The sequence below is a fragment of the Variovorax sp. GW823-FHT02B07 genome (genome assembly GCF_058797695.1).
In genome coordinates this window covers 676,666-690,400 of the sequence record NZ_JBXAJX010000001.1, presented here as the reverse complement: position 1 = coordinate 690,400, position 13,735 = coordinate 676,666, and the positions used below count along the sequence as shown (strand labels likewise).

Here is a 13,735-nt window from a genome sequence, read left to right as displayed (position 1 = left end):
CATGGCCGCACCCGTCGCAGTCGACCCCAACCGACCCCAGGGCCACGCCCGCCGTCTGCTCGAGCTGTTGCATGCCCTTGGCAACGATGCGCCCGTGGCGCCCATGGAGAAAGCGCGCTGGTGCTTGCTCGACGCGCTGGGCTGCGGCCTGCTTGGGGCTCACCAGCCCTGGGGAGTCATCATGACGACTGAGGTGCTGGCAGATGGCGCGCATGGCGCGTGCAGCATTCTCGGTACGACTCACACCACTGCACCGGCACAGGCAGCGCTATGCAATGGCACGGCGATCCACGGCTTCGAGCTCGATGACCTGTTGTCCGAGGCGGTAATCCATCCGGGAGCGGTGATCATTCCGGCCGCGCTCGCTGCGGCGCAGACCTGCGATGCTTCGGGCGAGCAACTGCTGCGCGGCATCGTCGCCGGCTACGAAGCGACCGCTCGCATCAGCATGGCGCTGGGCATGGAAGCCTCGCAACGGGGCTTTCACAAGACCAGCGTGGTGGGCCCGGTGGCCGGTGCGATCGCAGCCAGCGTGACGATGAAGCTTTCTCTCGAGCAGATGGTGAACGCCGTAGGTTTGGCGTGTTCCTGCGGCAGCGGTGTCAAGAATTTCGCGACGGGTTCTGCCGGTATGGTCAAGCGCATGCACGCGGGCCGCGCCGCTGAAGCCGCCGTGCGCATGACGCTGCTCGCCCAGCGCGGCTTCACCGCACCGCCAGCGGCCATCGATGGCTCCTACGGCCTGCTCGACGCCTTCAGCGGCAATCAGGCGCAGCCGCAGCGGCTGGACGCCGCCTGGGGCGAGAAATGGGCCGTTGACGACGTGTGGGTCAAGGTGTATCCCATCTGCGGCTGGATCCAGGGCGTGGTGCAGATCCTGAGCGCGATGCGCTCGGGATGCGGCTTCACTGCAGCCGACGTGGAGAACGTCGTCGTCGCCACCAGTTCATTCGCAGTGAAAAACAACGCGAACGTCGACGTGCGCGACACCATGGACGCGCAGTACAGCATCCCCTATTGCGTCGCTGTGGCGCTAGTAGGCGACCCGATGAACCCCGAAGAGTTCGCGACACCCCACATCTTCGACGCTGTGCGACAGGGAATTGCGCAAGACGTGGAGCTACAGGTAGACCCGATAGCCGACCAGGTATATCCACGCCAATTTGCGAGCCGCGTGGAAGTGCGCTTGAAAGACGGCCGCACGTTGTCACGTAGCACGCTCGATCCTCATGGCACGCCCGCTGACCCGTGCAGTGTGGATGAGCAGATCGGAAAGTTCAGGAAACTGGCGCGCCTCTCGGGGATAGTCAAGGACTTGTCAGGTGCGATCGACATCGTGCGCACATTGGAATCGCGTCAAGTCAGCGAACTGATGCGTGAACTGCGGAAAGCCTGATGGAAACGTTCGACTACGTCGTCGTGGGCGCGGGGTCCGCCGGCTGCGTCGTGGCGCGACGCCTGTCCGACGATCCCACTGTGCGCGTTCTTCTGCTCGAAGCGGGCGCACAGGCTCGCGGATTCTGGACGCGCGTCCCCGCAGGCATGGGAAAGATGTTCAGCGCGAACCCGTTCAATTGGGGCTATACCACCGAGCCAGTCCCGGGCCTGAACGGTCGCTCGCTTTTCTGGCCACGCGGAAAAACGCTGGGAGGCAGCAGTGCGATCAACGGCATGGTGTTCACGCGCGGCAACCGGCAGGACTACGACAACTGGGCCCGCGCTGGCAATGCCGGCTGGTCATGGGACGAAGTTCTTCCCTACTTTAAGGTGCTCGAAGACAATCAGCGCGGTGGCAACGACGTGAGGGGCGCGGGCGGGCCACTCAGGATCAGCGACCCTGCACTTCGCTCACCGGTGGTCGATCAGTTCATCCTCGCGGCGCAACGGCTAGGCGTTCACCTGGTGGAGGACCTCAGCGTTCGGGGTGTAGAAGGCGTCGGCATCCTGCAGGCGTCGATCCACAACGGTAGGCGGCAGTCCACCTACGACGCGTACCTTGAGCAGGTACGCGAGCGCGGTAACCTCGTGATTCGCACGGTGTCGCATGTATCACGCGTCGTGCTGGCTGATCGCATCGCCACTGGTGTAGAAGTGATGGACGGCGGCCAGTTGCGCACCATCCATGCGGCCCGGGAGGTTGTGCTGTGCGCAGGTGCGCTCAATTCACCGCAGTTGCTGATGCACTCCGGCATCGGCGATGGCGATCAGCTTCGCTCGCATGGCATTCCCGTCGCATTGCACCTGCCCGGCGTGGGCAAAAACCTGCAAGATCATCTCTCGGTGAACGTGAAGGTGCGCACGGGCCCAGGTGTCTCACACAACCGGCATCTGAACGGCTGGCGCAAGTACCGCGAGGGCGTTCGCTACCTGCTGGCGAAGAACGGCTACCTTGCGTGCGGCGCGACGCTCGCTGCGGCCTTCACACGCAGCCATGCCGGGGCCGACTACGCGGACCTGGAACTGGGCTTCAGGCCGATCAGCTTCAGCTACTCGCCTTCAGGGCAAGTGACGGTGGATGACATCGATGCGGTTAGCGTAGCCGTTTTCGCATGTCGTCCGGCATCGCGCGGCGAGGTGAGGCTCGCATCGTCTGATCCGCTGCAGCCGCCCGTACTCCTTCCCAACTACCTCGACGATCCGGTTGACCTAAAGGCCATGCTCGCGGGTATCCGACAGATTCGCGAGCTGCTGCGAATACAACCCATCGCCGCCTCGATCGAGGCCGAACTGCTACCCGGACCGCAGGTCACCAGCGACGAGCAACTCACGGAATTCATCCGCAATACGGGCAAGACGTCCTTCCACGTGTCAGGCACCTGCCGGATGGGCTGCGACTCGATGGCCGTGGTAGACCCGCAGTTGCGCGTGCGCGGCATCAACCGCCTACGCGTTATCGACGCTTCCATCATGCCCACCGTGACCTCGGGCAACACCAATGCCCCCACGATCATGATCGGCGAAAAGGGTGCAGCCCTGCTCAAGCAATTCCCACCGCATGTTTAGAAGGCTCCCATGTATTCGTCCACAAAGAAACTTACCTGGCTGGCCGGGGCAGCATTCGCGCTAGCCCTGGTGAACGTGGGCCCGGTCCGTGCGCAAGGCTACCCCACAAAACCGATTCGCATCCTGGTGAACACTGCGCCCGGCGGCGCGGTGGATGCGACCACGCGCCTGGTCGCTCAGCACCTGTCCGAGGAACTCAAGCAGAGCGTTTTCGTCGAGAACAAGCCGGGCGGCGGCGGCCTACTGGGCATCCGGACGGCGAAATCAGCGCCGCCGGACGGCTACACGCTGCTCGCTGTATCGTCCACGATCACCATCCTGCCATCGATCCGGAAAGATCCTGGCTACGATCCGCTGAAGGATTTCATCCCCATCGGGTCCATGGTGCGCATGCCTTTTGTCCTGGTCGCTCCGGCGAATCTTCCGTACAAGGGGGTGCAAGACATGCTCGCTGCAGCGAAGACGTCCCCCGGCAAGATCAACTTCGCCTCCGCAGGGCAGGGATCAACCACGCACCTGGCCGTGGCGAAGCTGTTCAAGGATGCCGGTCAGGAGGCGACGCACGTGCCGTACAACGGGAACGGTGCCGCCATGGCCGACCTCCTTGGCGGTCGCGTGGACCTTCTCTTCGAGCAATACGGCGTCGCCCTGCCGCACGTCAAGGCCGGCCGCTTACGCATGCTGGGTGCCAGCACGGCTTCGCGCATGGATGCGGCGCCCGATCTCCCAACGGTTGCCGAGCAAGGCGTACCCGGCTACAACTACGTGGTGTGGAATGGAATCTTCGCACCGACGGGCACGCCGAAGGAAGCGGTACAAAAGCTCGACGAAGCCCTGCGTCGCGTGCTGGCAAAAAAGGAGGTGGCCGACCGCATCCGCAGCGGCGGCGACGAGCCGCTCCTGATGAGCTCGCGCGACTTCCACAACTTCGTAGCCGGTGAAGTGGTGAAGATGGAAAAGCTGGTCAGCGACCTACAGCTTCCGAAGGATTGATCACAGGCATGCGGCCCAGAGGACCTGCACTCTCACTCCAAAGAGAGGAGCGCTATCTCGGCCGAGCATCCGGCCCATGTGCGCCGGGTCCGGATTCATGCAACGAAGAGATGATGCAAGGTGTCGGCACCGTTCAAACCCGAAGCCGAACCTGCCCGCCTCGTGGTCGAGGACCGTTAGGGTCGGATGAGAATCAAGGATGCGATCCAGTACAGCAGCCGTTCCGGCCGCTCCTCTGCTGCGAGGCATACGGCGATCAATGGCAACTGCAATGGACGCGCACGAGCGGGGGCAGATCCCGCCGTCCGGTGTGCCTGATTCGCGAGGCTCGGCGGAGCATTGCCGCTGCAAGCGACGTTGCGCCAGTCAGGACCGCGAGGGAATGGGCTCCATGGACGCAGAGCCCGTCGTCAGCGGGATGCTGAAGCCGCAGCCGGCGCATTGCGGATCAGGTCCACCATTCGCTTCCAGCGGGCCGCTTCCGCAGGTGCTTCCGCGACGATCTTCCTGTAGTCGGCCACGTCGGAATACATCAGAGGCCCCTTGAGGTGCTCGAGGAAGTGTGGGGTCTGCGCGATGCGCGTCACTTCATCGGACAGTCGGTGCTGCACTGCAGCAGGGATGCGTGCCGGTGCCATCAACGTGATGAAAGACGAAATCTCGAAGCCGGGCACGCCGGCCTCAGCCACTGTAGGGACGTTCGGAAGAGCTTCCAGACGTCGCGCTCCCGTCACCGCCAGAGCGCGCAGTCTCCCAGCCTGCACCAGCGAGAGAACGGAGGCCGGCCCCTGGCACGTGAGGTCCACGCGGCCACCTGCCACATCGGTCACCGCTGTCGTGGTTTCGCGATAGCCGACATGACGTGCCTTCGTAGTACTCGAATCATTCAGCGCGACCATGCAGATGTGGGCGGTGCTGCCCACGCCCTGCGACGAATACGTAATGAGGTCGGGCTGCATCTCCATCGCCCTCAGTAGGTCCTTGAATGTGCGGTAGGGTGAGTCCGCGCTCACGACAATCGCCTGGGAGACGCGGGCCACACGTGCGATGGGACTGAAGTCAGTCAACGCATCGAACGGAGGCGGCTGCGCCTCGGACAGCAGCGCCGTGAGGTACAGCGGAATGCCCGCCATGATCAGCGTGTAGCCATCGGCTGGCGACTTGGCCACCGAGGCATAGCCGATCAACCCCCCTGCACCACTGCGGTTCTCGACCACGACTGCGGTGTTCAACTGCTTCGCCAACGCATCGGCCAGCGCGCGAGTCACCACATCGATGCCGGTTCCCGCGGATGCGGCTACGATGATCTTGATCGGCCGAGACGGAAAGGCCTGGGCCCTCGTTGCTCCCGCTACGAACAACGGCAGCGCGCAAGCCGCCTTGACCATCCTTCTTCTGTCTGAACGCATTTCCTCTCCTTGTCTGTCTGAGGCTGAATCGATCTCGTTAAAGCCTGGCGTCCTCGGCGAGCAGGGCGGCCCCTTTTTCGCCGATCATCATCGAGGGCGCCGCCGTGTTGCCCGAGGTCAGGGTCGGCATGATCGACGCGTCGATCACGCGCAAGCGCCCGACGCCACGCACGCGCAGGCGATCGTCGACCACCGCATTCCCATCATTTCCCATGCGGCATGTACCCACGGGGTGGTAAGCCGACTTTCCGTTTTTTCGGATGAACCCCGCTAACGCATCGTCCGTGCGAAGCGACGGGCCAGGGGAGATTTCAGCCTCGACAGCACCTGCGAGCGGCGCTGCGGCGAAGATCTGCCTGATCTGGCGAATGCCCGCGATGGTGGCACGCATGTCGTCGGGCGCGGACATGAAGTTCGTGTGCACCTCAGGAGCCTGCATCGCGTCGGGGGATTTCAGGAGAATCTCACCTCGCGACGAGGGGCGCACACGGTACACGTTCGCGCTCACTGCTGGCGTGGGATCGACCATCACAAGCCCACTGGGCGCATAAGTGAAGGTGATGGGCCGAAAGCCGATCTCTAGGTCCGCATAGGCAATCTCGCTGCTGCTGCGCGTAAAAGCCGCCGCTGGCGTGGAACTCGCGGTGAGATAGCCCTTGCGCACCGCAACGTACTTGAAGCCTTCCCAGTATTTACGCCAGCCACTCAGGTCGGGGTTATACGACCAGCCCCTGCGGGCGCTGACCTTCACGTGCACGCTGCAATGGTCCTGCAGGTTCTGCCCCACGCCGGGTGCGTGCACCTGGGCCGCGATGCCCATGCGCGAGAGATGATCACCGTTTCCAATGCCCGAGAGCATGAGGAGTTGGGGCGTATTGAGGGCTCCAGCAGAGAGGATGATCTCGCGCGTGGCGGACACGTGGCGCACCATGCCGCCTTGCAGTATCTCGACGCCTCGGGCCTCCCGGTTCTCAAACAACACGCGCCTCACATGCACACTGCTCCACACAGTGAGGTTGGGACGAGAGCGCACCGGCCCGATGAATGCTTCGTAAGCGGTCTGCCTCAGGCCGCGGTGGATGGTGGCCTGAAGCCTTCCGACACCTTCTTCGCCGGCCACGCTGAGCTCCTCTTGGGGCGTGATACCGCACTCGGCAGCAGCTTCTATGAAAGCCAGCACAGCACGCGACATTGGCGCCACGTCACCAACCCTCATCGGACCGCCCACGCCGCGGAACTCGCTGGCCCCGCGAGCGTTGTCTTCCAAGCCTTTGAAGTACGGCAGCACATCGTCCCAGGCCCAGCCGCGATTGCCCAGCGACGCCCAGTGGTCGTAGTCGCGACGGTTGCCGCGCGTGTACACCATGCCGTTGATCGCGCTGCTCCCTCCGAGTGCCTTGCCTCGCGGCGACGGGATGAGCCGGCCATCGAGTTCAGGATTTGGCTCGGTCATGTAGCGCCAGTCGAAGCGCTCGGCACCGATCACCTTGGCCATTCCAGCTGGCGTGCGGATCCAAAAGTGATCGGGGCGTTCCCCCGCCTCGATCAGTAGTACGCGCACCGTGGGATCGTCCGAAAGACGTCTGGCCACAATACAGCCCGCGGAACCCGCGCCAGCAACTATGTAATCCCAACTCTCCATGCGCTCGGTATCTCCTCTGGTGGCCGACCACGCCGACCTGATCGCATGTTCGATGGGCCCGGCACTTCGGTCCAATCGATTTTTCCAGTGAGCTGAACGTTCGCGCCTATAACGCTCTGATCACGTCCCTTGCGCAATCAAGAAACTGTCGAAGTGCGGGCGACATGGACGACGCATTCCAGACGAGCGATGCAGGAGCGTCAAGCGGCTCGCCGCTGATCGGTGCGAAGCGAACACCAGACCACCCCAGGCGAGCAAGGGAGCCGGAAACCACCGCCAAGCCGCGGCCCTCCGAGACCATCGCCACCATCGTGAGCCAGTTGCGAATCGAGTGGACGAACCTCGGGTAGATGCCTGCGTTGTGAAAGAGGCCCACTACGGCGTCGTGACTCATCGGGTTGACGTCACGGTTGAACATGAGAAAAGTCTCGCCCCTTACCTCATGCAACTCAATGATGGGAAGCTGAGCCAGTGGATGCTGCACGGGCATGCAGAGCACGAAGGAATCCGGCTCCATCGCTATTGCATCTAAGTCCGGGTGCGATGGCGCTGCGTACATGAATCCGGCGTTCAGACGCGCACGACGCAAGCGATCGATCTGCTCGTTCGATGGAATCTCATGCAGCGCCACCTCAATGTCGGGCGCTCGACGTTGGAATTCGTTGAGGATACGAGGGATACCTCGCAGAATGAGCGTTCCGGCGAAGCCGATGTCGAGCCGCCCGGCCATGCCGCGGTCCACTGCCACCGCAACATTCCGGGCCCGTGAGACGGCATCGAATACATGTCGCGCTTCGACGAGGAACGCCGCGCCGGCGGGTGTCAGTTCCACCTTCGTCTTGTCCCTGTCAAAGAGCAACACACCTAGCTCCTCTTCGAGCGACTTGATCGCACCGCTCAAGGTCGGCTGTGTGATCGCGAGCTTCGCGGCTGCACGGCCGAAGTGCAACTCCTGTGCAAGGACAGTAAAGTACCGCAGGAACGCAAGTCGCATCATTTCGCGACTGTCGCGTGCCTCACGGCCGTCCCGTGCGACGCCGCCGGAGCCCCGATCAGGCTGACGCACCTGTTGCCATCACTCGTTGAGCGAGACTGGATGCGAAGGTTGGCTCCGCTTCAAAGCTCCAATCGAGTGTGTGGCGACGCTGTGCAATGCGCCATTCCCCACTGTCCTGGCGCAACTGATCGATGTATCGCAAGCCTCGCACAGCCATCTGTCCAGAGATGTTTTTCGGTGGAATCATGAACGCGATGGCGTAGGTCTCGGTATCCGCAAGGTCACCGTCCAGACGTATCAGGTTGAAGTTGCCCATGAAATGCATGGTCAATTGCATTTCACCAGCGGCAATGCGCTTGAACGTCTTGAGAGAACCGATGACAGCATCGATGCCCTTCTCCGGCGCCCGCCCGTCGTACAGAACCTGAGCATCTTCGGAAAAACAGCTGCGCACCAACGCCTTGCTTCCGCTGTCGATGCCTCGGAAGTAGCGCGCAATGACGTCCTGGATGCACGCCCGATGCCCAAGCATCTCCAAGTCCATGCAAGTCTCCGATTAGGAACAGGCTAGGAACAATACACCCATTGAAACAATATTGGCACTTGTTTCGACTATCGGAACTTGCATTGAAAGTGCTTTCTTGATCGGCCCGCAATCAGAGCGCCACGACGAAGCCGCGGCGGAAGAACTCATCGAGCAGTGCTTTGGGGCTGCCGCAGGCCGCTGCCATTCGGTATCACAGGGTCATGGCTCACCGTGCTCGGCGTGCTGCATGCGACTGCAGTCATCCTCATGGAGGAAGGCTCCATCGGGTTCGAGCGAAGCCACAGGCTTTCGAGTTTGCCGAAGGCTAGCAGGAACCCTGAGCGATGCGATGAATGTGGAACCTAGTATTCCGGCGCTGCGAACCCCCACTAGGAAACAAACTCATGCAGAAATCACTAATCACACTGGCAACGCTGGCTGTCGCCGCATCGGCGTCGGCCCAATCATCCGTGACCATGTTCGGCGTCGTCGACGTTGCCGTCAGCCGCTACAGCGTTAAGAGCGAGTGGTACAACAACACCGCCAACCCCTTCCTGCTTCCACCGCCCGGCCAGCCGGCGAGCGTCAAGCGAAGCCAGACGGCCATGTCGCAGGGCAACCTGGCCACTAGTCGCCTGGGCTTTCGCGGCACCGAGGATCTCGGCGGCGGCCTGGCTGCCGGCTTTTGGCTTGAAGGCCAGATCAATCCGGACGACGGATCGCGCGGCCCCCAGAACTTCAATCGCCGCTCCACCGTCAGCTTGTCTTCAAGCACTCTCGGGGAGCTGAGGCTCGGTCGCGACTACACGCCTTCTTTCTGGAATGACACCGTGTTCGATCCACTCGGCGGCGTGGGAACCGGTATCAGCCTGATCAATACAGTTTTCACCAACCTTGCTTCCGTGCGCGGAGCCGCGACCACGGCCAATCCGGGCGTCATCAGCTTGGGTGGTTCTGACTCCTACGTGCGCACCAGCAACTCGATCGGCTACTTCCTGCCGCCCAACCTCGGCGGTGTCTACGGCCAGGTGCAGTACGCGCTGCACGAGAACGTCGATCAGAGCAACGTAGCGGGCACTCCGAGCAAGAAGGGGCGCTACTTCGGCGGACGCCTGGGTTATGAAAGCGGGCCTTTGAACGTCGCAGTAGCGTATGGCGAAAGCACGGCAGGCGACTTCACCGCGGTTACGCCTGCAGGCCTGCCCACCGGTGCGGGCTTCGAAAACAAGATCAAGAGCGCTAACCTGGGTGCGTCCTATGACTTCGGCGTAGTGAAACTGTTCGGCGAAGTATCGGTGGCACGCGATGAGCTCAAGTCCAGTGTGCCCTTCGCGGGCCAGCCGTTCACAACAACTGAAAAGGACAAGTACACGGGCGGCCTGATCGGTGCCACGGTGCCAGTGGGTCCCGGGCTCATCCGTCTCGCGTACCAGCGTGTCAAGTTCAAGAATGACCCGGGCCTGACACCGCCAACGCCTTTCGCATCCAGCCGGGATGCTTCGGCGAACAAGATCGCCATCAGCTACGTACACAACCTGAGCAAGCGTACTGCGCTATATGCGACGGCTGCCCGCATCCGCGTGAAGAATGGCGAGAACAATCCCGCGATCATGGGTGCGACCGCGCTCGGCTCGGCGCAGTATCTTTCCACCGGCAACGGTGTGACGGGCTACCGGCCGCGCAGCGCAACCGGCTTCGACTTCGGCATTCGGCACGCGTTCTGAGCGCAAACCTGCCCCGCCCTCACGGGGTCCAGGTCCCGAAACACAACCAGAGAGAGTTTCCCGCAGAGTTGATCGCAAGTTTCTCCACGGGTTCGGGCCGGGCGTTCTGCGCCCGGCTTTTTTCCACCTCGGGTCCTCTAAAAAGGAATGGACTACTCAGTGGTGCAATGGGCCTCGAGGGGAAAAGATGCGATGGGGTCGGAGTCATACATGCCTCATGCCCCTAAAAGGCAATACCACTTTCGCCGGCAGCCGGCTGGACACATGGGGAACAGGTAGCCACAAGGTTCTTCACGCGCTTGAAACGTTGCCTGTCCACTGGGCCAGAAATGCGGCGACCCTTTCTCTGATGTGACTCTCGACAGTTCGCAAGCGAAGCAAGGGAATGCCGCTCTTTTCCAAGATGCTGTTCTTCAAGGCATCTCGCTCGGCCTGATCCAGTCTGTCATGGGATGCGCCATCGACTTCGATCACGCCCAACGGCATCTTTCCTACCTTGAAATACAGCACAAAATCACAACTGGCGCGGTGCGCCATGAACGCCCGCTCTCGATCCGTCAAGGCGGGATTGCTGGATAAGGCCACCTTGTTTAGAGCGATCTGGGAGTGGAAGGTCAGCCCCTGGCCGGATGCTTCCGACATCGCCTCCCGTAACAGTTGCGCCAAGATCTGCTCGGACTTGTAGCGTGAATCAGCAGGCCGCAGCTTGGCATTGAGCGATGCCAGGGATTGGTCGTATTCTTTGTACAGTAGGTCAAAGGCAGAAACCACGGGAGCGCGACGCACCTGCCCATCATCCGCATAGTAGGTGACGTACCGTATCAAAGCGGCGATCGACCCGTTGCTGACGGAAAAAACGTCGTCGCCCGTCACCAGGGTGAACCGGTTTTTTGCCCTGGACACCGCCACGTTGACCATGCGCGGATCATCCACGAAATCCAGCCGAGCCTGGCTGCTGCGCTTCTTATCCAACACGGTAGAGAAGACGATCTCATCGCACTCTCGGCCCTGAAACTTGTGCACGGTCTCTTTGATGAAATCCGCTGGCAGGTGCGTGCTTGAGAGCGCGACTTGGGCGCGAAAGGGCGCGATGAAACCCCTGCCATCCTCGCCCTGCCAAAGACTTTCCCCTGCATCGTCGAGTGCTTTGAGCAGCGAGTCCAGTTCTCGCAGATTCGTGTTCTTGCGGGTGTGATTGCCCTTGGACGTGATCACCAGGCGCAAAGCCTGCTGGCCGTCGTCCTGCGTCATCGGAATCAGGGCGTTGTCATAGAACTGCTGGTTGCAAAACTGGATGATTCTGGGGTGGCATCGATAGTGCTCCTTCAGCAGTGTCTTGGGCAGCGCCTCTTTGAAGACCCGGAGGCACGAGTCGAGCAGACTGTGCTTCTCGCAATCCCAGTCATCAGCGGGCGCCGCTAAGCCCAACGTCACAGGAATGTGCGCCAACTGCCTGCCGTCGCCGACGACCACCAGGTTCTTCGCGCACCCCAGTGCCAAGATGCCCGGAACGATGTCCTGCTGCGAGGCCTCGTCAATGATGACGTAGTCGAAGATCGCTCCCTCTTTGATCGAGTTGACGATGGAGTGTGTGCTGCTGCCAAAGATCGGAAAGCGCTTTAGGAACGCATCGAAATTTCGATGGTAATTCCCTACTTCGAAAGTTTGGGAGTCCTGAATATGCGCATGAAGATGGCTCTTCAAATATCGCATCGAACCCGCTGTCAGTTCATCCAACAGAGCCTTGAATTCGCCACGTTCCAACGATGCCCGGCAAGCAGCCAGGGTCGCCTCTTTCTCCCGCAAGGCTTGATCGTAGTAGTGAAGCTGCAAGGCATGGATGACGGATTGGCGCCTGTCCCCATTGCCGAAAGGCTCGGTTCGGAAGATCCTGAAGTTGAGCAGCAGCGCGATCCTGTCCTGAAGCCTGATTCGCTGCTCAGCAAGATGGGACAGGTAGGCCATCAGGTCTGTTGTTTTGCGTGGAGACAGCCCGTACTTGCCCAGAGATGGCGAGGCCTGCACCCCGTTCTCGCGCTGCCACTGCAACAGATAGCGCCGTTCGATGACCAGTTCGTCCACTTCGGCCTGCAGTTGCGCGGCCGTGTTGTGCGCGTGCAGAAGGTCTTTCAACTGTGCCAGGATTGCTTGTATGCGCGCCATCGTGGGAGGAGGTTCAGGAACATCCGGCGGCACGGTCGGCATACAGGCGAAGAATCTCTCTCGATGCTCTTTGCTCCCGAGCCGAGCGACAAGGTAATCCAACCCAGCTTTGCCCAGCTTTTCATACACGTTCTCTACAGCCGCGTTGTTGTTGGACAGAACCGCGACCGTTTTCCCGCGCACCACGACATTGGCGATGATGTTCAGGATCGTCTGCGTCTTGCCTGTGCCCGGCGGACCTTCGATCAAGCTGACTTGCGAAGTGAAAGCCTCCTCGACCGCCACGAGCTGGCTTGCGTTCACGCCGAACGGATAGATCAGGGGGGTCACCAGCGCCTGTCGGGCGAGCTGCCTCGTGCAGTAGCCATTCAAGACGGTGCCCGAGTAGGCCGGCAACCTCCCCAGCTGGCGCACCACATTGGCGGCGATCTGCTTCTGCACCGCTGAGGTGGCTCGCTGCTCCCGTGCGTTTGCCACGGCAACGAAGTAGTGGAAGATCGCTTCGTCCTTCATCGTGGTCTGAGGAACAAAGTCGATATCGCCCAGCTTCCTGACATAGGGCTTGGAATTTCCGGGCGAGTGGACGACGGCGTACTTCTCGCCGTAGATCACCACCTTGTCGATGGGCGTGACAACCGCACTGCCCTTTCTCATCAGCAAAATCTTTTCCTGCTCCCGGCTGGGCGTAACGCGGCAGTCGCTGAGTGGTCTGGAGAATGATTTGCCGGAGTGGAAGTGGCAGGTCAGCGTTAAGGCCGCACGCTGTTCATTCCATCGGATCTCCCAGTCACTGATTTGCCGGGTCCTGTCTTCGCCCTGGACGTAGATGGAAACACGGATCTCTTGCGTCATGCGTCCCTAATACAAGTTCGATCGAAGCCCGGGAACATCTGCCACCTCGAAAGTCGAATCCTCTGATTTTTCGAGTTGGGGGATCCATCTTGCCATCACTGCATTGGGGGCGACACGATGTGCCGCTCAACTGCATCATCAAATCTGTGTCTCTGTTGATCAGGCGTATGCGTCGGGCGAAGTCAGTGGGCTGCTGCCGGTCTCATAGACATCGACCCAAGCTTTTTTAGCTTTCTCGAACTCTATCGGACTGACGTAGCCGTGGCACTACTGCACCGTTAGCCCGCGATCCAAATCGACGATCTCCACCTATCAGGTTGGGGACGACTGGCAGTTGGTGAGCTGAGTTAGCGGTCGCGACAAAGGGCCTCCTGCACACCCGGCCGCAGGCCCCTGCATTGCAGGGCTCTTGAGAACTCGCCCATG

General features: G+C 61.3%; 9 protein-coding genes. 4 read left to right on the top strand and 5 right to left on the bottom strand.

Translation table 11 applies throughout. The features are described 5' to 3' along the window. Nucleotide 1: 1 nt before the first annotated feature. Genes AC1RGU_RS03310 through AC1RGU_RS03300 form a run of 3 tightly spaced genes read left to right on the top strand, consistent with a single transcriptional unit; the run spans nt 2 to nt 3,996 of the window. The gene (locus AC1RGU_RS03310) at nt 2-1,396 is read left to right on the top strand and encodes an MmgE/PrpD family protein (protein WP_492684917.1); all 1,395 of its coding nucleotides are present in this window, start codon (nt 2-4) and stop codon (nt 1,394-1,396) included. Beyond that, a complete protein-coding gene (locus tag AC1RGU_RS03305; RefSeq protein WP_492694687.1) occupies nt 1,396-3,003 on the top strand; it encodes a GMC family oxidoreductase in 1,608 nt (535 codons plus the stop codon). Before AC1RGU_RS03310 ends, AC1RGU_RS03305 begins: the two co-directional genes overlap by 1 nt. Nucleotides 3,004-3,012: 9 nt before the next feature. Then, nucleotides 3,013-3,996, top strand: a complete 984-nt coding sequence (locus tag AC1RGU_RS03300; protein WP_492684915.1) for a Bug family tripartite tricarboxylate transporter substrate binding protein — start codon at nt 3,013-3,015, stop codon at nt 3,994-3,996. 410 nt (nt 3,997-4,406) lie between these two features. On the opposite strand, the gene AC1RGU_RS03295 is transcribed toward AC1RGU_RS03300, so the two are convergent. The 4 genes from AC1RGU_RS03295 to AC1RGU_RS03280 all read right to left on the bottom strand — a co-directional run bounded on the left by AC1RGU_RS03295 (nt 4,407) and on the right by AC1RGU_RS03280 (nt 8,588). Further along, nucleotides 4,407-5,405 carry a Bug family tripartite tricarboxylate transporter substrate binding protein gene (locus AC1RGU_RS03295; protein WP_492694686.1) on the bottom strand — a complete coding sequence of 333 codons (999 nt, stop codon included), beginning with the start codon at nt 5,403-5,405 and terminating at the stop codon, nt 4,407-4,409. Between the two features lie 37 nt (nt 5,406-5,442). Then, on the bottom strand, nt 5,443-7,047 hold the full coding sequence (locus AC1RGU_RS03290) for a GMC family oxidoreductase (RefSeq protein ID WP_492684913.1): 1,605 nt from the start codon (nt 7,045-7,047) through the stop codon (nt 5,443-5,445). Nucleotides 7,048-7,153: 106 nt separating this feature from the next. Further along, nucleotides 7,154-8,044: a LysR family transcriptional regulator gene (locus AC1RGU_RS03285; protein WP_492694684.1), complete on the bottom strand. Its 891-nt coding sequence runs from the start codon at nt 8,042-8,044 to the stop codon at nt 7,154-7,156. A 55-nt stretch (nt 8,045-8,099) separates the two neighbouring features. Continuing rightward, entirely contained in the window at nt 8,100-8,588 is a 489-nt protein-coding gene (locus AC1RGU_RS03280) for a nuclear transport factor 2 family protein (RefSeq protein WP_492684911.1), read from the bottom strand. A gap of 386 nt (nt 8,589-8,974) precedes the next feature. On the opposite strand from AC1RGU_RS03280, the gene AC1RGU_RS03275 reads away from it, so the two are divergent. Next, entirely contained in the window at nt 8,975-10,294 is a 1,320-nt protein-coding gene (locus AC1RGU_RS03275) for a porin (protein ID WP_492684910.1), read from the top strand. 291 nt (nt 10,295-10,585) lie between these two features. On the opposite strand, the gene AC1RGU_RS03270 is transcribed toward AC1RGU_RS03275, so the two are convergent. After that, the gene (locus AC1RGU_RS03270) at nt 10,586-13,309 is read right to left on the bottom strand and encodes an AAA domain-containing protein (RefSeq protein ID WP_492684909.1); all 2,724 of its coding nucleotides are present in this window, start codon (nt 13,307-13,309) and stop codon (nt 10,586-10,588) included. Nucleotides 13,310-13,735 lie beyond the last annotated feature (426 nt).